Below are 23,411 nucleotides of genomic sequence, written 5' to 3'. Positions count from 1 at the left end.
CTTATCTGATAAGGTTGATAATGCCTTTCTTTTCTACAGTACTTCCATCCAGCAATTGCAGCTTGCATACATACATGTACACTCCGGAAGGCTGTTGTTTTCCTTTATAGACACCATCCCATCTTCTGTCCTGACTATCAGACTCAAACAGTTTCTCACCCCACTGGTCAAAGATCATCAGGTGTATCGTTTTCACGATATAACCATATACTTTGAACGTCTCATTCACACCATCCCCATTCGGAGTAAACACATTCGGGATATAGATACCATCCAGTAAAGTAGTACCGCTCACATTCGCACCATTCACCGTCTCACAACCCAATGCCCTGATATGCAATGTTACTTCCTGAGAAGGTTTCAGTCCGCTGATAGTATATGACAGACCACTTACTGAAGTCCAGGTCAATCCGTCTGTAGAGACTTCATAACCGGTAGCATTGGGAACAGCCGCCCATTTAAAGCGAAGCGTGTTCACGCCTGCAGAATCCAGTTGTGCAACAGGGGCCGTTAACAGTGGTAATACTACCAGTTTAGCGATCGTGCGTTTTGGAGCAGGACAACCATCCTTTATTGTTTCCAGGTAGTAAGTTGCAGAAGCAGTTGCCGCAGTGATAGTAAGCGTGCTGCCTGTTCCAACCAGTGTTCCACCGGTCAGTGCATCGTACCAGTTATAATCAACACCGGTAGCAGGGCTCTGTACAGAAAAGGAAGCATCAGTACCCATACAGGTGGTGATAGAATCTGTTGTCAGTATACCGGAAGCAGGTCCTTTTACCACTACATTACCTGTGGTATCCGCAGTACAACCATCTGCTGCTATGATGTCAAAGTTCACAGCGTAAGTACCACCGGCACCATACAGATGGACCGGATCCTGTAACAGACTGGTAGCGGCATCTCCAAATGCCCAGCTCCATTTAGCAATCGCAGCAGCATTGCTGGTAACTGCCATTCCTTTGAATCTTACGGAGTCGCTCACACAGCCGTTAAAGGCATACGTGAAGCTCACTACCGGCGCAGCAATTACAGTTACCGGTAAATAGGTAACCAGTTTGTTATCGCAACCTTCCAGTGTAGGATCTATCATTGTTACCGGTACATAATAAGTACCTGGTTTAGTAAAGGTGTAATCCTGTTTAATTGCAAAGCGGTAGTACTTTCTGCTATTGGCAATAAAGGAATCAACAGGAACCGGGTTCGCTTGTGTTACATCTGTTGCAGGAGTAATGTTGCTCACCTGACCAATGCCCCATACGATGGATGCGGGTCTTTGTGTAGCAATAAATGTAAACCTGAAAGGTGTGTTGGCACAGGTGTGATCGCTCACCGAAGTACTGTCGCTGTTTGTATTTGTAATAGATGTTCTTGTATTCAGGTTCCTTACCAGCGTACCGGCATTATAACCGTAGCTTTCGTTTTCACCAAGACCGTAAGTAATTGCGGTAAAGGCAGAATCGCTCTCTACACTGCTCTGTGCCTGTTCAGCATCCCAACGTTTTACGACCACGGTATAACCGGCTAGTGCAGGATGTTTATACTTATAGTCGAATGTGCTGCTACCATCAATCTTCAGTGTAGATACACCACCATCAGGGATGATCAGCGTCAGCAGATTGGACTCGATGCTGGACTGTGTATTACGATAGAAACCTGTCTTTTTAATACCCTGTTCGATCGGACTCAGATAAATCATTTCAGGATCTCCATGACCACCGGTGTTGAAGCACTCTGTCCATGAAGCCATGTACTGTGCTACCATAACCGGCCGATCTGCCTGTATATAATCTGCAGTAGTACTGTTGTACTGATAATAACGGTTATTGATCAGTCCTGTTAACACGATACCATTCCTCTTCACCACTGTAGCAGGGTCTTTTACCTGTACACGATACACATTACCCATCAGGATAGCCGGATCATCATCAGTAGAAGTAGGCGCTGTCAGGTAACGTTTACCCCATGCCTGTGAAGGGAAGTTCTGCTGGATAATGTTATCCCCATTACCACCACTGCCGCTGCTTGCACAACTGATGCTGGTACGGCTGCTACCGGAGAATACAGCAATAGGATAACATTTGCCCGAAGCATTGGATACAGACCGGAACCTGGTACCAGTGATATCATAACCAAGGCCACCACCGATCCTTGCCCCCAGTACCTGGTAAATCTCTCCTTTATTTAATACTACCGTGAACGGTATATTCGCCGGATGACCACCTTCTGTTGGTACGGACGGGGTAATCTCTACCAGCGTATTCGGCTGGTCAGCGACTACATAACTCCAGGAGTAATCGAGATAACTGTATGACTGATTATACCCTAATGCATAGTATTCATATCCGTAAGTACCTGCCGGCAATAACATAGTAGCTCCGGATGATTCATGACTATAGATATGTGCGTATGCCACAATTGGTTTAGTACTTTCAATACTGATGCCTTTATCAGATACCCCTTCTGTCAGTAACCTGGCATCTTCAATACCCTGTTTAGGGATCAGGTCACTTGTAATAGCGGTATTCGCAGGGATATGATATGTTTTTATCCAGCTGGTATTATTGATCTTCACCGTTACATCGGCATCTTCATTCGCAGCACTCAGGTACAGTACCATGTTCTGCGCATTGTTACCTGTAAAGTACTCGTGATGACCATAACCTACCCAGAAGCGTGTACCTGTGTTGGAACTGTCCGCCGGAGAGATGACAACCGGAACTACTGCTCTTGCGCTGTCTACCAGACCGGTAAACCTGCCTAAGAAACTGAGTTTGGATTCTGTGAGATAATTAGCCGGATCATTTACAGTGCTGCTGTCTCCTGTTATCCATTTATCAGCGGCATCTGTTCTGCCCAGTTGTAGCAGTGACTGATTTTTCACAGTACCCTGCCAGGGGTCCATATAGTACTGTTTCAGTGTATAGTTGTAAGCGCCGCTGCCGGTTACATTTACATTGGTATAGAAGTACATGTACTGTGCAGCAGGAGATAATCCCGTTGGTACGGTACCGGTATAGCGCTGTAAAGTGATAGCAGAAGGAATGGCGTCCGCGGCATCCCATTTAAGGGTAGCTACGGTGTCAGAACCAAACATAAATGTTTGTGCACTGCCTGCTATTGGTATGGCCGGTACGCCTGTCAGGGCAACAGGTACGGAAATAGGAACGAATTCAAATGCCCCCAGATCCGGTACTCCTGTTTCTAATGTAACCGGCCTTGGCTGGTTATTGAAATCATGATTATTACCCGGGATTTGTACGCCACGGCCATTCAGCGCCCATACATCCGCACTTGTCACATCCGGTCTGAGGTCGCTTGCACTTACAAAGGCTGGTTTGTACACCATGGAATGCTGTTCCTGTTTGGTAGCTGCAACAAAGGCCGGTAAGGTAGTATAGTCCGCAGTACGGGTAGAAGCCAGTATGCTTCCTGAAGTATACAGCATATTGTAATCTGTATTTTCATTCGCGGCATTATATACATACAATGCCCTGCGACCTCCTGCATGTGCAAAGATGTTATTCCTTACCACTACAGTTTGGCTACTCTGTCTGAGGTAAGCTGCTGCATTCTTTGTACCGCTGGTAGTAGAAGTGTTGTAAATACTGTTGTTGGTGTAGCTGGCATTTTCATCACCCTGCACATACAGGCCACTGGCTATTGCAGAGGTAGTTTTGATACTCACTACATTGTTCACCGCATTCAGGAACTGGTTGTTACCGGTATAGATACCATACAAATCGCTTGTATTACCAGTCAGCGCCAGGACAGTGTTTCCTTCTATCGCGCCGGAACCTGCAATGGAAGCGCCGCTGTATGTAAAGTTGATACCGTACGCAGGGCTGTGTGCATTATTGATAGTGATGTGGTTATGTGTAACAGTACAGATACTGTCGCCATACTGAACAAAAATACCAGAAACGCCATATCCCGGTGCATTCAGGTCCACTGTATTATTATTGATCTTCAGGTGGTTGCTCAACATGGTATAGATACCATTTGAATAAGCACCTGTGATTTTATTACTATCGATGACATGATCATGGTAATAGGTCTGCTGATTTACACCAGCCAGCCAGATACCATTGTCACCATTCTGGATGGTATTCCCTTTGATGACATTATCCACACCTGTAAACTGGTCGGCATAAATACCAGCGATATCAGGAGTAGAGAACGTAGCTACCGGAGCAACAATCGTGTTATTGGTTAAGCTGTCATGAGAGGTAGCCCCTGCCATGCAGACAACCCTTCCATAATCAGGGCCATCTGCTTTCAGTGTGATAGCGTTGTAAGTAACGTAATCAGCACTGTCAAGTGTCAGTACATAGTTATCGCCTGGGTCAACAGCCGCGTAAGTGAGCGTAACTGAAGTGGCATCATTGTTAGCGCTGGTGAAAGCCACACGTGCATTCACGCCGGAACCTGCTATATGATGCATTCTCACCTGTTCATTATAAGTACCCGGAGATACCAGGAAGGTCACATTCCCTGTGATACCACATTCCAGGGCCGCTACCGCAGCGTTGAAAGTCTGGAAGTTGGTCACGCCCGCAGGTAATGCAGGATTGATCGTATAGAAACCCGACTGGAACGCCGCATTCATATTCACATTAGCCACTGCAGAGTAAACGGTAGTACCACCGCAGGTCACGCCACAACGGAAATAGTTGCTGAACGTCAGCGCTATAATTGTTTCAGGAATGTATTGCAGTTCTCCAAAGTCTGTCCACGGACCAGCTGCGGATGTTGCACTCTGCCACTGGTAAGTTTGTGTACCACCGGCGGTGTTGCCTGTCAGACTCAGTTTCACACTGTCACCCAGGCAAACACCTGTAGCCGGCGTAACAACTGTAGTACCAGCTACCGGAGGAGCCGCACATGCAGGAATGCTGATCTCAAACGCACCCATATCCGGCGAGGTAGTACTCCTGGTTACACCATTAATGTCTTTGGTAACAGGAACAGGCGTACCGGTATTATCCAGCGGAGAAATAACAGGAGAAAGATTCCCATTGGCAACATCTGCATACACAGGTTCTACATTGGTAGAATGTGCTTCCTGCAGACTTGCTGCTTTCCAGCCCGCTAATGTGGTATAAGCGATATTATCCGTTCTTCCGATGTAATTCACAACACCACCCTTTACTGAGTAGTTGTTATTATCAATTGTGATACCATCCATCTTATTCATTGCGTCCATCGCCGTCTTCTCACCTGTACCACCTCTTGTAATACGAACAAGATTATTTTTGATGATCATTCTTGTTACATCACCATAAAGTATAAAGCCGTTCACTCCGCTGGTGTTAGCAACAGCAGGAAGATTAACATCTATCGTATTATGATAATAGACAGTGTTATCTGAACCATTTGTATAGATACCATCAATACTACCGGATGTATTAACGTTGTAGATCACGTTATTCCTTACCGCATTCTCCGTTGGATTGTTATCATCAGAACGGTCCATTTCTATACCGGTAAAGCTGGCATTGGCAGAAGGATCTGCACCACATGGATTAAAGATCCTGTTGTTCTCGATCACCAGTCCGCTATGAGTATCAGAAACGATCCCAACAAAACTACCAAGGTCTGTACGGGTAGGTCTGCTGATCTTATTTCCGGAAATCAGTGTATTGGAAACACCGGTGATATAAATACCAACTCTGTAGAAATCACGGATATCATTATTGGAGACAGTGTTCCCTTTAATAATACCAGCGTAGTAACCCATCAGCGTAATACCACCATCACCACCGGTAATCGTGTTATTTCTGATAGTATTACCATCACACAGAGAACCGGTAGATGCAGCATAATCTTCTGCTCCTGTAATAGCGATACCTGTAAATTCACTTCCACCATTATAAACAGCGGGTACTGTGATCTTACATCTGCTTACAACGTTGCTATCTGCATTATTCAACAACTGCACACCATAACCATAAGTACCGGCGCCTGTTGCATCTATAATCAGACTATCAATAATCACATGGTCCGTACCTCTCAGCTTGATAACTGAACGTTCCAGCGAATTAACAGAGCTGAAGGCGATCGTGTTACCATTACCGTTAAATGTAACGGTATTCACCGCAGAGCTACCTTTGATACTGTCCAGTATCAGTTGTTCATTGTAAGGACCTGAATTAGCTACTACATTAAATACGACCGGACCTGTAATACCACATTGCAGAGCCTGACTGGCAGCTGTGAAACTTACATAGTTGGTAGCACTGGCAGCAGCCCCTTTGTTAATGGTATATACACCTGTTGGTACCGGCGGATTTACTGTTAAAAGTATAGGGGTAGAATAGGACGTATTACCACTGCACGTTAATGCTACACGGTAATAAGCAGAAACTGTTCCGGTGATAGTAGTATCAGAACCGTCCATCACAGCGCCCAGTGGAGTAAACGTAACACCATTGGGGGAAGACTGCCACTGGTAGGTTTGTCCCACACCGATTGAATTACCTGTTAACCCAAGTACTACCTGTGTATTCGCACAAATAGGATTGGCAGATAGAATGGTAGTACCAGGTGTTGGCGGTGCAGTACATGCAGGAGGCGTAAACTCATAAGCGCCTATATCCGGTTTGGTGGTGCTACGTGTAGCACCGGTAATATCTTTAGTAATATTTACAAATATACCCTGGTCGTTCAGTGAGTTGTTCTGCGGCGTATAGTTACCGGTAGTCACATCAAAGAACAAAGGATTCACGGCAATAGAAGCAGCATCACCACCAAAGGCAGCTTTCCACTGTGCCATTGTCTTGTGATCAGCGCCTCCATAATAACCGGTAGCCCCCTGTTGTACAGAATTAGCTACGTAGTAGTTATTATGATCAGCCATCACAGTACCCGGATCTGCTTCTATATATACTGCATACTTCTTACCGGCACCAGCCCTGGTGAGATGTACAATGTTATTGTTAAGGTTGATACCACCGGAATAAGCATCTACATAAAAACCATATGCAGTATAAGTAGCAGCAGTACTGGTACCATCCAGTGCAATCGTGTTATGATAGAACCAGGCGTTATTACAGAAAGACACATGAATACCTTCCGCATTACCTCCGGCAGTAAAATTATAAATGAGGTTATTACTGATCACATTCTCTAATCCCGGCAATGCTCCTGCACTTTCTATATCTATACCGAAGCAGTAATCAAGATTATCAGGAGTACCCCCATAAGGATTACTGATCCTGTTACCGTTAACGTTCAGCTTAGTATTAAGACCGGTAAGGTACAGACCATAAAACTGCCAGGTGGTGGTACGTGCAGGGCGACTGATCTCATTTCCTTCTATCAGCAGGTTAAATGTACCCTGCGCATTGATACCTCCATGATGGAAATCATGAATAGCATTATTGATGATCTTATTATTGCCCGCTGCATCTACCAGGTTACCATACATCGTGATACCATAATAGCCCCCAGTAATCGTGTTATTACTGATCGTATTGTTATCACTCTTTGAATTTTCATCTGTCAGGAAATTACCCCCGCTGATAACAATACCAGCAAAGTTCTGCGAACCGGATAACAGATCAGATGTAATCGTACAATTATTGATAGTGTTAAAATCCGCGTCATTTGTCAGATGGATACCAAACCCATATTCACTGTAACCACCACCATCTGTTTTAATGTCCAGATTGTTGATAGTGATATAATCAGCGCCATCCAGTTTTATAACGGCCGGACTTGTATTAAGCGTAGATAAGTAGTGAATGTTATTGCCATTACCATTGAAAGTAATCGTGTTGGTAGCAGATGCTCCCGGAATAACAGGGATCACCACCTGTTCATTATAAGGGCCGCTGCCGGTCACCACATTAAATACGACCGCACCGTTAACCCCACATTTGATAAAGTTGACCGCATCATTAAACGACTGGAAATTAGTTCCACCCGTAGCTACTGCACTGTTAATAGTAAAAGTACCATTTACAGGAGAAGGTGATACTCCCTGCACGCTGGCAGAAGTAGCAGAAGCCCCACTACAGGTAACAATACAACGATACCAGGTACTAACGGTTTGTGTAGCCGTATAATTGCCTGTGGTAGCGCCGGTGATATTCGTCCAGGTACTGTTATCAGGAGATGACTGCCACTGGAATGTTAATCCTGAAGCAATCGTAGTACCACTCAGTGAAAGGTTTACTTTACCTGTTGAACATATCTGAGAAGCATCTATAACAGGCGTACCTGCAACAGGTGTACCTGTACAGGCAGCAGCGGCAGTCCATGCAAACACGATATCCGGGCGGTTACTTAAAGTACCGGTGTTGGCGGTATTCGTAGTAGCGCAGAGGTTACCCTGACTATTAGCCCTGTAAGTATGAGACGCATTAAAAGGCAGATTGGTTGTATACTGAACTTCGGGGTTCTGATCGCTCGTTTCACCACTGTTATCCCCGTTACATATTTCCACCACAATGTTATCCATTCCGTTCCACGTAAAACTGGCAGCGAACGCAAAATTATTTGTGCCGGTTACCGGTTGATACATAGCAGGGCCATAGACCAAATTGCTTACAGCTTCCCAGGTAGCCTGGTTTAACTGAGATGTTGAAACGGTACCTATTTTGATAGTGTAGTTTTCTATCAATCCTCCGCCACGCAGGTTCAGCACCTTAAAACTGAGAGCGCTGATAACACCAGCACCCATACCAGCCGCCTGTAGTTCAGATGCTTTGTACAGGTATTGCGCCCTGGCCCCGTCATAATAATCCTGCAAGGGACAGGGATACCAGCTCTCTTCATTACCGAAGGTCCCTGAACCTATACTGATATTCGTCTGGGCACGTACGCTCAGTATGCTCATCAGCAATACTGCGACCAGCCAGGTTACTCTGCAAAAGGAATAAATAGTATACCGTTTCATATGAAAAGCTCTTTTAGATTTTTAGTTCCAGGATATCCATGCTTTGCCATCTTTTGCACTTACCATATCGTAAGTAGCACTTCCGGTGCGTACCAGGTAGAATCCTGTACTCTCTGAAATTTTTGTAATTGTATTCGTGATGGGGGTGGCATCATCAGGGTAAGTACCCAGGTCGCCCAGGTAAGGGAAAATGATTCTGCCGTCTGTTGTATAGGTCGGAGCGGTGAAAGCAGGACCATATTCTATACTGGGTTGGGTAACACCGTCGTAAGTCACAAAACCCAGCAGGTCATAGTTAATGCCGGAGCTGGTACCAAACTGCGGATAAAACAGCAGCAGGTAGTAATTCGGTAAGGTCTGGATACCATAGGCATCATCTACACCATTTATATGGAAACCGGTTACGGACTGCCAGTAATTACCTATCACAGCATTGTACCATTCTTTAGGGGCCGCCTTGTCGATCACTGTTGGTTTAGCTATTTCCTTAATAGTACCTGCACTGCCGTTTACGGTGAAGCTCAATGTAGTAGTAGAAGGGCTCCAGGTAACGTTGTTAAAGGCTGTTACGCTGCCATTTACAGCAGGATAAAAAGCAACCCCATCCGGTGTGTAATAGAATCCGGTGATCTCTACATGCTCCGCACCACTTTCATCTATCCAGCTGAACTTAGCGCTGCGCGTGAAAATGTTAAACGCGATATCATAGTTTACGCCACCGGTAGTTAAGCGTTTGAAGTAGGTAAGATATTTATTAATATTATCTATCAGCCTGTTACTTTGCTTACCGTAATAAGCCGCTTCCTCTTCCGCGGTCGCTTTGATGATCATAGCTTTACTGCCATGGAAACGACCAGTCAGTTTCATGGTATCACCAGACATCCCATCAATGGAAAATTCAAAATCAGAATACAATCCTTCTCCGTATACACCGCCATTTACAGCAGCATCCGGATCACTTAAAATATGTATGTAGGAATAAGAATCGAACAAAAGACTGGGCTGTTGCAATGCCTTTAAGCGGTAACTGCTTTCCTTCATGGTAATAGAGGAAGCGCTGTCGTAGTCAGCAAACATCTGTACCCTGTTGGAATCATTAAACCTGAAATAGAAAGCAAATACGCCATGGTCCAGTCCATCAGGAAGAACCAGTCCTTTCCATCCATGCTCTGCACCAGACAAAATCTTCTGATATTTATTTAATGTATCATTCAGCCTGGTATCGGGAGACGCGCCAAATAAATTATTATCATCCGACTTTTTACAGGCAGCCAGTATGGTGATAGTAAGAAATATAAATAGTAGCTGTTTGCGCATAGTTGTAATTATAGAATTAGTAAAGTAGCTGCTCAACAGCCGTGCGTGTTCTTGTTTGCAGACTGTAGAAATCAATGTTCCAGGCAGATTTAAAATATCCGACTACCATCGCTTCTTTCTGTCGTAATGCCGACTGAGCAGCGGCCTGTGTAACACCATTCACGGTCCCTTCAGGAATACTGTTCACCAGGTTGTCAAAAGCAGCTCTGCCATCTGTCAGCATCAGAGAAACTGTCTCCACAAAATCATCGTCATAGCCAGACATCGCATAAGGTGTGATAAAACCGGTGCTATGTGCTTCCTCATCAGAAATGTTATTCCAGTTAGCCGTATAATGCCCCGTAGAGATCTGTTTGAAAGCAGGTGGGTATAAGATATTCTGATGAAGGATATGCCCGAATTCATGCTCTATTACGTGGAAGATCTGTTTTATCACCACGGAATCAGATAACTTATAACCGGGAGAAGTTTTAGTGCGGAAATCATTGATAGAATACAACACTACTTTACGTCCGCCTTCTGCAGTACCCAGTGTGATGGTACCATTGTCTACGTTCCAGCTGGCGCTGCCGCAAAGGATCAGGAACTTGGGACTATAACGTTTAAAGAATATATCTCCTGCCTCAGCGATGTAGGTATCTATCCATACTTTCTGAATAGCAGCTATCGCGGGCTTCACCATCGCTTCATCCGGTGGAACCAGGGTCTTGTCCAGTTCAAACTCGAACTGGTCCCATTTGTACTTTACTTCGATATTATAAGGAGCCACCATGGAATCATGTAGCCACAGGTCCAGTGGTGTTTTAACCCAGGTATCTCCACCCAGGCCGGGAATATCTTCAAGGTTATCCGGTTTGTCGTCCTTAGAGCACGCTCCAAGCGTAGCAACAGTTAAAAGGATAAAAAATGTCTTTATGATCTTCATATGAATATTTTAATACGGTTATCTGGGATTCAATGCGATTCCGGAAGTTTTTGCGGATGCAGGTATCTGGAACACCCTGCGCAGATCGTTTGCTTCGAGTGTCATAGAATTACCGGTGCTTGTTACGTGTGTAACAGGTACTTTGTAACGGGCAAGATCAAACCAGCGCATACCTTCCTGTACATATTCCGCACGTTTGAAATCCATGATAGTTTGCAGTAATGCCTGTTGTGTATTCGTTATACCGTAGAAAGCCTTGATGCCCGCAATTGTCAGTGTATTTACAGCAGGGTCATAGTTCGCAACTGTTTTACTTGCGAACAGATTCAGATCAGCCAGTACAGCAGTGGTATTATTCAGATAAAGATTCGCCTCTGCCCTGTTGAACAATACTTCTTCAGTAGTAAATAAAGGCACCATTACATAAGCAGTACCGATAGAAGCATTCACAGAAGATTTTACGAAGTACTCTGTGATTTTAGGTACGAAGTAATTCTTCTCTCCCTGTGTGTATACCGGGAATGCCCAGTCACCACCGGTAGCATTATTTCCCAGTATCTCTCTGAACTTGGTATAGTTCATGGCAAAACGGTAATGTGCCAGATAGCGGCCATACACTGATGGCGTTTCTACCAGCAGCAGGTTCGCCTTTTCAGAAGAGTTGGAATAGGTATTCCACAATGCAGCAGGCGTCATAGCAGCATACGTTGTATTCCAGGGGCGCATGTTATCTGCAATGTTGTTGGCAGGGAATACCATGGCAGCATATGCCGCCGCTTTTGCGTAGTTCTTTTTGAACAGGTAAAAGCGGGTGGCAAACGCATAAGCAGCAGCCTGGTTAAAATGATAACGTGGAACTTTATAACGGGCGTCACGGATCAGTGGCAATCCTTCCAATAGATCTTTCTCGATCTGCTCATACACATAAGCCACTGTTTTCCTTTCATATTGTTTCATCACTACATCTTCCGGTACAGTTACATATGGAATACCGGGATCAGTAGCAGCGGTAGTAGAATCATAAAATTTAGAGAAGAAATTTACCAGCATGAAATGCGCGTAAGCCCTTGCCACCAGTGCTTCTCCTTTCTGCTGAATATAAGCGGCCGTATCGGGGGCTGCATTACATGCCTGAATGGCATTGTTGGTGACAGCAATAGCAGTATAACAGGCACGCCAGTATGGCTCCGGACTGTCATCATCACTGGACTCCACATCATTAAAGTAAAAAGGGTCCCTGTTCACTTTATCATCCTGTCCTGTTCCTTTATCTTCTACGTTATCAGAGGTTGCCTCGCAGAAGGTCATATAATTGGATTGAGGATAAGCCGTACCCAATAACTGGCTTACCTTTTCCGGCGTATCCAGTAATGTCCAGGTACTATCCGGAGACTTCTCCAGGTATTTCTTACATCCTGCGAAACACAGGGTGCTGATCAAAAGAATATATAGTGCTGATCTTTGCATGCTTGTCATTTTAAATGCCCACTTTAAGAGATACTGTTACTTGCTTCTGTATAGGTTGTGCTACTCCACCGGAGTTGAAGAATTCCGGGTCCTGACCTCTTAATTTCTTATCTGAATAGATGAGCCACATATTGGTAGCAGCGCCGGTCACCATCAGGCTTTTAAAGCCTGAACGTTTTACAATTGTTTCCGGAACCACGTAAGTAAGGGATACTGTTTTCAGACGGATGAAGTCTCCTTTGGCAACTCTTTCAGAAGAATAGTTGTAGTTGTTATAGGGATAAGAACCGCTGATCACTGTTTTTTCGAAAGCATCTACCAGGGATGGTACAGTAGTAGTTGTTTCATCATGAGGCATTACCCAACGGTCGTAGAACTCATTTGGCATAGCGTCCAGGTCTGAATAGGAAGTTTTAAAGGCAGGATATAACCTGATTTTATTCCCCCACTGGTAAGTAACGAATACGTTCAGAGAGAATGCTTTGTAACGGAAGGTATTGGAGAAGCCACCGGTTACCGGAGGATCTACAGGACCTTCATATTTCAGGTAAGCAATGGAGTCGGCCTGCAGGTATACGTTGGTACCTGTAGAGCCATCTTCAGTAGTGAAGGAAGGCACACCGCTGTGTGGGTCCAGTCCTCTGTAAGCGATGGAGAACAGGCTGCGCACAGGATATCCTTCTACGTTACCACCTTCTGCCGATACCAGGTCGAAGATGATAGGAGCATTCTTCGCATTGGTGATTTTGTTCTTGTTGTATCCGAAGGTGAGGTTGGTCCTCCAGCCCCAGTCTTTATGACGGACCACTTCTCCGCCTATCATCAGCTCAATACCTTTGGAATCCATATCCGCGTAGTTGGCCGCTTTAAAGGTTTCACCACCGATACCGGAAGTTTTGATAACGCTGATGAGGTCAAAACTTTTACGTTTGTAAAGGTCCAGGGTGAAGTTCAGCCTCCTGTCAAGGAAGCCGCCTTCCAGCCCTACATTAGAAGTATACAACTTTTCCCAGGTTAATTCTTTGTTCTGTAAATGTGCCAGGTCTATCACGGATTCCACTTCACTCAGATGTGCACGGTTGGTATTAATAGTATGGTATACAATGTTGGAGTTGGTAGCAGGGCCCATACTGGCAGTTAAACCATAGCTGGCACGCAGCGACAGGTAATCTACCCAGGTAACAGGCTGCATAAAGGATTCCCTGTCCAGGTTCCATCTGCCGGCAAAGCTCCAGGTAGGTAACCAGCGGGCAGCGGAAGAAGAACCTAAGCGGTTGGAACCATCATAACGCGCGTTGGCGCTTAGGTTATATTTATCTCCGTAGGAGTAATCAGCAGTACCATAGAAAGCAACAAACCTGTCGAAGTCTTTGCTCATACCGTAGTAAGGGAAGTTGCCTTCAATTGTTTGTTTGAGGATGCGGTAGTCTACATAAGGAACACCCCCATTATTATACTGATAACCATATCCTGTGCTGGATGAATTTTGTCTGTCTGCATATTTCACCTGCTGCCCCCCGAGTACATTCAGGGTATGGTTGCCACCCAGGGAAATATCATAACGCAAAGTGTTACGGAAGTCGTAGTTCATCAGCTGATCTTCTGTGCGGTTGTAGAAACCACCATAAGGCAGTACGATGACAGGCAATGCATCAGGATTATCGGGGTCTGTATACAGGAATTTGTTGTTGGCAGCGATGGTCGCATTATCTGCCGCCCTGTAGGCATTTGCCATGTTGGAATGTTCAGTGATCTGGTGTTCGCGGGAAGATTTCACATAACGCAATGCGCCTACGAAATCGTAGTGCAGGTGCGGTGTGATCTTCCATCCGAAGTCACCCTGCAAACGCAGGTCCATTACATTCAGATCTATATAGTTGTTCTTAAGTTCATTGATGATGTTGAAGCCGTTGAAATTGCGTCTGAAATATTCCAGGTCGCCGTTCTCATCGTAAGCAGTGATAGTACGGCTGGTATTCAGTGCATAGCTGAAAGGGTTGATATCAAAGTCGCGGTCGTACTGTCCTTCAACGGGGTTACTGGTACGCGTTAAAGCACCCGGCGCCCTTTGCTGGCGGACAGAAGCGATAGTAGAAAAACCTGCACTTACCTTATCAGAGAACTTGTAGTTATTTCTGAAATTGAGGGTATATCGTTTTACTTTATCTGCAATCGTCCATCCGTTATCACCATAATAACTGGTAGAGAAATAGGACTGTGATTTATCTGTACCGGAAGAGATACTCAGGGAATGTTCCTGCATGAAGTTATTCCTGAACAGGATATCGAACCAATCCGTATTTGCCCTGCCATAACGCATCAGGAAAGCCTTACGTGCTTCCGGTGTATTTTCCAGTTTAAAGTTACCGTTGGCATCCGCCTGTAACTCTTCGTACATCTTTCCGAACACACCATTATCTGAGCGGGAAAGGATATCCGGTGTAAGGGTACCTTTACGCTCCAGTTCTCCTAAAACAGACATCTGCCTGCCTGAGTTCATGATATTAAAATTACCGTAGGTAGGTTTTAACTGGGTAGTGAAGCTGCTGCTGTAAGTAATAACCGGTTTACCCGCTTTACCTTTTTTGGTAGTGATGACAATCACACCGTTCATCGCACGCGCACCATAGAGAGCAGTAGCCGCCGCATCTTTCAGGATGTCGAAGCTTTCTATATCGTTCGAGTTCAATCCTGCTACAGCAGACCCCAGCAAGGTAGTAGGATCACCGCTGGACAACTGGTCATTAGAGATGTTAGCTACTTCTTCCAGTACCACACCATCTACCACCCATAATGGTTTGTTATCACCATTAATAGAAGAAGCACCACGGATGCGTACTTTAGGCGCTGTACCAAATGTACCGGATACGTTTTGTATCGATACCCCGGCAGCACGGCCTTCCAGCATACGGCTCACGTCCGTTACACCTTCCAGTTTTACATCGTCTGCCTTTAATGATACTGCCGCACCTGCAAACTTCTTTTTGTCTACGTTCTGGAAACCGGTAATCACCACCTCGGAGAGAACACCTTCAGTCCTGCTTAATACGACATTTAATATTGATTGTCCGCTAAACAATATTACCCGGGGCTGCTTACCCAGGTATCTGAAGCGGAGGCTGTCCCCACTGCGGGCAGACAGGCTGAAGGAACCATCAACATTGGTTACAGTTCCTTTATGTGTAGACATATTTTCTACGGACACATTGGGCAGCGGCACTTTTTCATCCGCATCGGTCACCTTTCCCTGCGCACTGTTTGCTGGTAATGAATCCCGTAAGTTCTTTTTTTCCGACGCAAACAGATGCGAGGAGAAAACCAACATAAGGGTAATAATAATTATTCCTTTAAACGGCACAGGCAATTGATTACCATGTAGAGGTAATATCATAAATGATTTTGGTTTACGTAATAAATCCCGGTTACTTAAAAATTGTTTTGTCTTATATATTCAGGTCGTCCTGTCGATTCTAGTTGTAACTATTTAATTTTCAATGCAAAAACCCCCTTAAGAATATTGTGAACTCTCTTGTTTATTAAAAACCTAAAATTATTCATGTTAACATAAGATGACACCCCGGTAAACCGCTTAAATAGAAAATAGCGGTAAACCACTAATTAATTATTATCTTAACTCTCAGAATCAACCAAAGAATATAATCAGCGAACTTTAGGTATAGAGAATCGTAAATCGTAAAGCCTGTTGAAATTTTTTAAAAGAATCACCTTGTAGCAAACATTCCTGAAACAACCCGGGGTTAACTGTGACTGTGCCAATTACAAGTGAAAAGAAATGACTTCTTAATATGGGGAACCTTACTGCTTTGAACTATCGAAGGATACCATTGTGTATCATGCTGCTGCTGTTGTTTGCGGGAAATTGTCTGTCCATGCCTGCAGATGACAGGAAACATGTGGATAGCCTCATAAAGATAGCTGCCCTCAAACGGGATAGCTCCAGTCAGGGAGCCGAAAAAATATATACCCAGGCAATCCGTCTCGCTCAAAAGATAAATTATAACTATGGTGTTACAAAGGCGCTGCTGGGATTAGGTACCTGTTATAATAATAGTAGTCAGAAAGATAAAGCACTCGCCTGTGGACGAATGGCATTGCAGTATTGTACAAATGACATCAAAGGCCATGAGCAAAGGGTACTTACATACATCATGCTCTCCCACACCTATTACTACAAGGGAAAATACGACTCCTCTGCCTGGTATCGTTATGCTGCCCTGGGCGAACTGGAATCCAACAGGTTATTAGACCCTAAAATGCAGATGAAGGTCTATTGCAGTATCCTCGACTTCTGGCTCAACATCCATGATGATATCCGCAACGACCTGCACATACAACAGGTAATGCAGCATGTCAACGTACTCGTAAACAAGGCAAAAGACAGGAAAGATACAGCTTCCCTGATGTTCCTCTATTTCTACAAAGCCGGTTATTATAATAATATACAACAGAACGATTCCGCCCGGTATTATTGTCAGACCAGCCTGAAGATGGGGAATCTCAATAATATGGCCAACTCCATGAAAGCAGGTATCCTGATTAATATTGCGCTTACCTATATTGATGATAAGAATCCGGAGAAAGCATTACTCTCCATTCAAAAAGCAAAAGAGCTTTTTAACAGAGGGAACGATTACTATGTACGTCAGCAATTATTTACAGATCTTGTCAGCGGAGAAGCATACGCGATGCAGCATAAGTACGATAAAGCCATTGCCACTATCATACCTGCGCTTAATGACGCGAATGAGCGGCACCTGGCACATATCCTCGTTACACGTTCTTACAGGATCCTTGCCGATTGTTACGATGCTACAGGACAATATAAAAAAGCATCCCTCAATCGCAGGACATATTCAGAACTACGCGATACCATGATGAAAGTGGAGAAACTGGAACTGGTGTATAACCTGGAAATGAAATACCGTATTGCAGATAAGAACAAGGAACTGGCAGAGAAACAATTAGCCATCACCAGGAATGAAAGCCGTATCAAAACGAAGAACTTCCTGATCATCGGTATCTCCGCAGGCCTGCTCCTCATCTCCCTGGTAAGTATCTTATTATACAGGAACGATCTCCATAAGCAAAAACTGCAACAGGAAAAGATCCGTAACCTGCATCAGGAAATGCAGATCGGTAGCCTCCAGGCCATGATTGAAGGAGAAGAAAAAGAGCGCAGCCGTATTGCCCGCGATCTGCATGATGGGATGGGCGGTACCCTGGGAACCATACGGACACGCCTCAGTTCCATCTTTCGCAGGCATACAAGTGCAAACGTTACCAATGATTTTATAGAGGTGCTGCAACTGCTGGAAGAAGCCTCTTCAGAACTGCGTAAAACAGCCCATAACCTGATGCCGGAGATATTGTTACAGGAAGGACTGGCAAAGGCGACTGCCCTGTTCTGCGAACGCGTACATAAAGGCCATACCCTCGAAATCAACTTTGAAACATGGGGAACGGCCCCTGCCCTGCATGCCGACTTTGAGCTGGCGGTTTACCGTATCATCCAGGAGCTGGTGAATAACATCCTTAAACATGCTGCCGCCCGTACCGCTATCGTACAGATCGTCTATCACGAAAGACAACTCTGCGTTACAGTAGAAGACGATGGCAGAGGCATGCTACTACATCATGGCGCCTATGATGGAATGGGATTAAAGACCATCCGTGAAAGAATGAACTCCCTCAATGGAGAACTGCACATAGAGAGTACACCAGGACAAGGCACCAGCATACATATTGAATTTACCCTTAAACAAAATACATCCAGGTATGTCATTAAAACTAGCAATTGCTGACGACCACCCTATAGTGGCCAATGGGATCCGTAGCATATTGCGGGACGCACCCGATATCACTGTTACTGATATCTATAATAACGGACATAGCCTCTTAAACGGCATCAAAGAACGACAGCCGGATGTATTGCTGCTGGATATGCAGCTCCCTGATATCAATGGTCCTGAGCTGGCAACCATCATCCTTAAAAACTATCCGCAGGTCCGTATCCTTATCCTCAGCAGTACAGATGTACTGTTGATGGTGAAGAAGATGCTGAAACTGGGCTGTATGGGATATATCCTCAAAGATTCTGATGACCTTACCATCCTTAAAGCAATAGAGACCGTGCAGAGTGGCGGGCAATTCCTTTCTCCCGTATTGCAACAACAGTTGGTGGAAGATATGTTCCGTACTAAAAAAACAGACCGGAAAACGACCACGCTTACCCGTCGTGAAAAAGAGATCTTACAGTTGATCGTGCATGAGCATACCAACCAGGAAATAGCAGATAAACTCTTTATCAGCTTACATACGGTAGAGAATCATCGTATCAGCCTGTTGCACAAACTGGAAGTAAAGAATACTGCGGGACTGGTAAAAGTGGCGTTGGAGACAGGACTGGCATAAAATTTCGTAATATAGCAGTATGAGGTTCCTGGCTATATTACTATTAACAGGGTTTTCTGCTTTCGCACAAAAACCAGAGGTCTTAGGCGTTGTAAAATCAGACAAATTAGCTGAAGCATCAGGATTAGCATCCAGCTCTACCCTGCCCGGCTACTACTGGACACACAACGACAGTGGTAATAAACCGGAAGTATACCTGTTGAACAGCGATGGTAAACTGGTCAGCTCTATCCGTCTGAAAGGGATGTTTAACCGCGACTGGGAAGATATAGCCGAAGGCGTAGGTCCTGAAGCTGGTAAACAATACGTATACGTTGGAGATATAGGCAACAATTTAAAATTAGGGGTAGATATCATGGTCTACCGTTTCGAAGCCCCCACTAAAGTACCGGCAGAAAAATCCACTGTAAAACCGGATTACCTTTATTTAAGATACCCTGATGGCCCAAGAGACGCAGAATCTTTAATGGTAGACCCTATCTCCAGGCACTTATACGTTATCAGCAAGAGAGAAAAACAGGTAGGGCTGTATAAAGTCCCTGATTTCGATTTTAAAGGGGGAGAAACGGCTAAGATGGAAAAAGTACTTACTTTACCTTATACCTGGATAACTGCCGGGGATATCTCAAAAGACGGTCATCATATCATCATCAAGAACGATACTAAAATCTTCTACTGGCATAGGAAACACGGGGAAAGCGTGGAAGAAGCAATGGGCAAACCCGCAACAGTGTTACCATATGTTCCGGAGAAACAGGGAGAAGGGCTTACATTTAAAATAGATAACTCCGGTTACCTTACTATCAGCGAAGGCAAACATCCGGCTTTATACTTTTATGCTCATCAGTTCTAACCAATGATATTGATCCTCACCAGTTCCTGTAATACATCTGTAATTATTTCCACCTGCTGAAACATGGGATTCTCTATATGTACGTCTACATGTTCATGTGCCCAGGTAGTATGAAAAGGAATGTGTATGGCATATCCGCCCAGGTTCAATACAGGCAGGATATCAGACTTTAAAGAATTCCCTATCATCAGGAACTCTTCCGGTTGAATATCCAGATGTCTGATCAGTTTCCTGTAATCCGATTCCTGCTTATCGGACATGATCTCTACATGATGAAAATAGTGATCAATTCCTGAGTTCTTCAGTTTCCTTTCCTGGTCCAGCAGGTCCCCTTTAGTAGCCACCACCAGGCGGTACTTATCTTTTAACGCATCCAATACGTTTTCCACGCCATCCAGTACTTCGATAGGTCTTGCCAGTAAGGCTTTCCCATACCCGATAATCTTTTCTACTGCACTGATATCAATCGTATTACTGGAAACAGTAAGGGCAGTCTCTATCATAGACAGCATAAACCCTTTAATCCCGTAACCATAAAGTGCCAGATTTTTAATCTCGGTTTGCAAAAGTTCCCTGGCAGCGGTATGTTGTGGCACATAGTTTTCCATCAGTGAACAGAATTCATTTTCTGTTTCACGGAAATAGGGTTCATTTATCCATAAGGTATCATCCGCATCAAAGGCTATTACTTTTATACTCATATATTTAGATATCAAGGGTTAGAGAGCAAAAATATCCAATATTTGCAACAAGAATGGATCAAATTTTGCAATAGCTATAATCAACAAGGAATCAGGTTTACCAGCTTCCTGTCACTGACAAAAAATCATAATTATTTCTATGGACACTCTTTTTACCGTTGATTCCCTGATCAGTCTTTTAACTTTAACTGTATTAGAAATCGTACTGGGTATTGATAACATCGTATTTATCTCTATTCTCTCCGGCAAACTACCGCATAACCAGCAGAAGAAGGCACGCCGCCTGGGACTATCCCTGGCGATGTTCATCCGTGTCCTGCTTTTATTATCCATCAGCTGGATCATGTCACTCACCAACACCCTTTTCAATATGGGCGAATGGATCGGCATCCAAAACCCTAAATGGCTGGAAACGACTGCCATCTCCGGCCGTGACCTCATCCTTTTAATAGGCGGGCTGTTCCTCATCTATAAAAGCACATCAGAGATCCACGAAAAGCTGGAAGGCGGTGAACATGAAGAAACGAAAGTGCGTGTCACCAGCTTTGTACATACCATCATACAAATCCTTTTACTCGATATCGTATTCTCTTTAGACTCTGTTATCACTGCCGTGGGTATGGCAGATCATATCGAGATCATGATAGCAGCGGTAGTCATTGCAGTAGGCGTTATGCTGATCGCATCAGAAGCCATCAGCAACTTCGTCAATAAACACCCTACCGTAAAAATGCTGGCACTTTCTTTCCTGCTGCTGATTGGCGTCTCTCTGCTGGCAGAAAGCTTCGACCAGCATATTCCAAAAGGATACATCTACTTCGCGATGGCCTTCTCCGTATTCATTGAAATCCTAAACCTGAAAATCAGACCAACAGGTAAAGCGGTACAGTTGAAGCAAAAGGAGCAGTAAGCGGATATTCATAAGGGTTGGGAACTCTACTATGCTCCTATTAAATCAAAGGCATACTCCTGATAACTGATTAGCTTTTTATCAGCTTCTGATTCTTTCCATGCTCTTTCTTTATGACTTAAATCAACAATATCCCAGGCAGACATGTTTTTAAACTGGTCTACAATAGAATCAATTGTTTCTAATTCTTCATCTGAAAAAACAATTGGTTCTATTGCTACTTCTGTGGTAAAAGATTCGATTGCAGCGCCTGAATTTGTTTTTGTCCAATAAGAGGAAATTATCTGTTCATTTTCCAACCATGCATAAATATTATCATAACTTGCCGGTACCGGCCCATAATTAATTGCCCGATAAGTCAATCCAGTAATTGACTTACCATAATTTTTATAATGCAGGAAATCTGCATAAAATAATTGTTTATTCAGTTTCAATTTATTATTAAACTCAGCCTTAGATTTTTTTATAAACCCCGTAACAAGGCCTGCTATCTTATCTGTATTAATTTTTTTATACCCGGTATAATTATTGGGATTTCCTGATACGTTCAAAATAGAATAAACAGACTTTGATTTCCTATTTTCATTGATCAACGAACAAACTTTATTTTTTGCTTTCTCAAATGAGTTGTCTGAAAAATATAGTTTTGCATTCTCTAATAACTCCAGCAATACCTCTGGTTTCTCGGCTGTTTTTATCAGATTAGCAATGGCCGGATTAGGCATTTCTCCTTTTTCATAATTACTATACCCATTTACTCCTAAACCTAATACTTCGCTCATTTTTGTAGCAGAAAGTCCATACTTTTCTCTTAATGCAATAATATCCTCAGGAAAAGGTATCTTATGTCTTTCCCGGTATTGATTATGCACCTGTACTAATGTGATTGTATCACTTTCTGTTGTTGTAAATTCTTCATTACATTTCTCACATTTATAAAAGTGTTCAATCATTTTAAACGCTTCTTTACGATATGTGATTTCCTGACGCTGCCGTCTTAAAATTGCCATGCCATCACAGTATGGACATTCTATTTTATTTTCAATTTTCATAACTCTTGAGCTTTTAGCGGGTAAATAATGGGATGCTCCGCAATATGAAAAGACAAACAATCAACTTGTTTATTCGGTAACCCTAAACTGATTTTAATATATACTTCTTTCTTTTTGACAACAATTCCAAATTCATAATAATCAGGTTTCCCCAAATCGTATGTATCCCTGTTAGGCCCCGAATAATACTCTTCAACTGCAAGATTCATTATGAATTGGACACGATCAATAGGTAATATATCAAGATCTGCAAGTGAAGTTCTATTCTTATCTCTGGGCCTAAAGACAATATCAAATATTTTGATCTTCTCTTTTAATGCTTCCAAAAATTCTTCTACTTCAATCTTAGTAGCCATTCTATTACACAAACTTACAATTACAAACAAACAATACCACAAAATAATGGCATTTTATCTTAAAAATCAAAATAATTACAACTAAAAAGTGGAAATAAAAAATACCGCCACTTATGCCTAACCTGAAAATCAGACCAACAGGTAAAGCGGTGCAGTTGAAACAAAAGGAGCAGTGATCTTCTGTTTGCTTTGATAAGCGGAATTTCATTCCATTATTAAAAAAAATACCTGGAGAACCTGGAATTACTACGCGACGAAGCTAAAAATGATACATGAACAGTATGATACACCTTCACAGATTATAATAAGACCCTATATGAAGTAGAATTGAAGAGGTATTGATAAGGTTCATCCTACGTTCATCCTACGTTGCGAACGTAGGATGAACGTAGGATGAACCTTATCAATACCTCTTCAATCCCTTTTCTTAACAATACTTCTTAGAATCTGAGTACCTGTTAAGGTGTCTTATCGATTAGAGACACTATTCTTTAAAAAC

At 43.6% G+C, this 23,411-nt stretch carries 12 protein-coding genes; 4 read left to right on the top strand and 8 right to left on the bottom strand.

Annotated elements, in window-relative coordinates; translation table 11 throughout:
- Position 1: 1 nt before the first annotated feature.
- Genes GO495_RS09150 through GO495_RS09130 form a run of 5 tightly spaced genes read right to left on the bottom strand, consistent with a single transcriptional unit; the run spans position 2 to position 15,999 of the window.
- Positions 2–8,899, bottom strand: coding sequence for a right-handed parallel beta-helix repeat-containing protein (locus tag GO495_RS09150; protein ID WP_157299376.1), 8,898 nt, complete (start codon positions 8,897–8,899; stop codon positions 2–4).
- 21 nt (positions 8,900–8,920) lie between these two features.
- Positions 8,921–10,216, bottom strand: coding sequence for a DUF4302 domain-containing protein (locus tag GO495_RS09145; RefSeq protein WP_157299375.1), 1,296 nt, complete (start codon positions 10,214–10,216; stop codon positions 8,921–8,923).
- A 16-nt stretch (positions 10,217–10,232) separates the two neighbouring features.
- Positions 10,233–11,141 carry a zinc-binding metallopeptidase gene (locus GO495_RS09140; RefSeq protein WP_157299374.1) on the bottom strand — a complete coding sequence of 303 codons (909 nt, stop codon included), beginning with the start codon at positions 11,139–11,141 and terminating at the stop codon, positions 10,233–10,235.
- A gap of 18 nt (positions 11,142–11,159) precedes the next feature.
- The gene (locus GO495_RS09135) at positions 11,160–12,608 is read right to left on the bottom strand and encodes a RagB/SusD family nutrient uptake outer membrane protein (RefSeq protein ID WP_157299373.1); all 1,449 of its coding nucleotides are present in this window, start codon (positions 12,606–12,608) and stop codon (positions 11,160–11,162) included.
- A 10-nt stretch (positions 12,609–12,618) separates the two neighbouring features.
- Positions 12,619–15,999 (bottom strand): SusC/RagA family TonB-linked outer membrane protein, encoded by a 3,381-nt coding sequence (locus GO495_RS09130; protein WP_157299372.1) that lies wholly within the window; start codon positions 15,997–15,999, stop codon positions 12,619–12,621.
- Positions 16,000–16,414: 415 nt separating this feature from the next.
- Between GO495_RS09130 and GO495_RS09125 the strand changes: the two genes are divergently transcribed.
- From GO495_RS09125 to GO495_RS09115, 3 genes are read left to right on the top strand one after another with little or no spacing between them, the layout of a single operon-like run.
- Positions 16,415–18,430, top strand: coding sequence for an ATP-binding protein (locus GO495_RS09125; protein WP_157299371.1), 2,016 nt, complete (start codon positions 16,415–16,417; stop codon positions 18,428–18,430).
- Positions 18,405–19,040 carry a response regulator gene (locus tag GO495_RS09120; protein WP_157299370.1) on the top strand — a complete coding sequence of 212 codons (636 nt, stop codon included), beginning with the start codon at positions 18,405–18,407 and terminating at the stop codon, positions 19,038–19,040. The genes GO495_RS09125 and GO495_RS09120 overlap by 26 nt, the downstream gene beginning before the upstream one ends.
- A 19-nt stretch (positions 19,041–19,059) precedes the next feature.
- Positions 19,060–19,893: a hypothetical protein gene (locus GO495_RS09115; RefSeq protein WP_157299369.1), complete on the top strand. Its 834-nt coding sequence runs from the start codon at positions 19,060–19,062 to the stop codon at positions 19,891–19,893.
- On the opposite strand, the gene GO495_RS09110 is transcribed toward GO495_RS09115, so the two are convergent.
- A complete protein-coding gene (locus tag GO495_RS09110; RefSeq protein ID WP_157299368.1) occupies positions 19,890–20,594 on the bottom strand; it encodes an HAD family hydrolase in 705 nt (234 codons plus the stop codon). The two genes, GO495_RS09115 and GO495_RS09110, sit on opposite strands and share 4 nt — an antisense overlap.
- 139 nt (positions 20,595–20,733) lie before the next feature.
- Between GO495_RS09110 and GO495_RS09105 the strand changes: the two genes are divergently transcribed.
- Positions 20,734–21,504, top strand: coding sequence for a TerC family protein (locus tag GO495_RS09105; protein WP_157299367.1), 771 nt, complete (start codon positions 20,734–20,736; stop codon positions 21,502–21,504).
- A gap of 29 nt (positions 21,505–21,533) precedes the next feature.
- Here the strand turns inward: GO495_RS09105 and GO495_RS09100 are convergent, their stop codons facing one another.
- Both GO495_RS09100 and GO495_RS09095 read right to left on the bottom strand, forming a co-directional pair.
- Positions 21,534–22,556, bottom strand: coding sequence for a type II TA system antitoxin MqsA family protein (locus GO495_RS09100; protein ID WP_157299366.1), 1,023 nt, complete (start codon positions 22,554–22,556; stop codon positions 21,534–21,536).
- Entirely contained in the window at positions 22,553–22,912 is a 360-nt protein-coding gene (locus GO495_RS09095) for a toxin (protein WP_157299365.1), read from the bottom strand. Before GO495_RS09095 ends, GO495_RS09100 begins: the two co-directional genes overlap by 4 nt.
- Positions 22,913–23,411: the final 499 nt, after the last annotated feature.

This window comes from Chitinophaga oryziterrae (assembly GCF_009758125.1).
Lineage (GTDB): Bacteria > Bacteroidota > Bacteroidia > Chitinophagales > Chitinophagaceae > Chitinophaga > Chitinophaga oryziterrae.
Note: the sequence above shows the minus strand (reverse complement) of the source record. Positions and strands in the feature narration are given on the sequence as shown.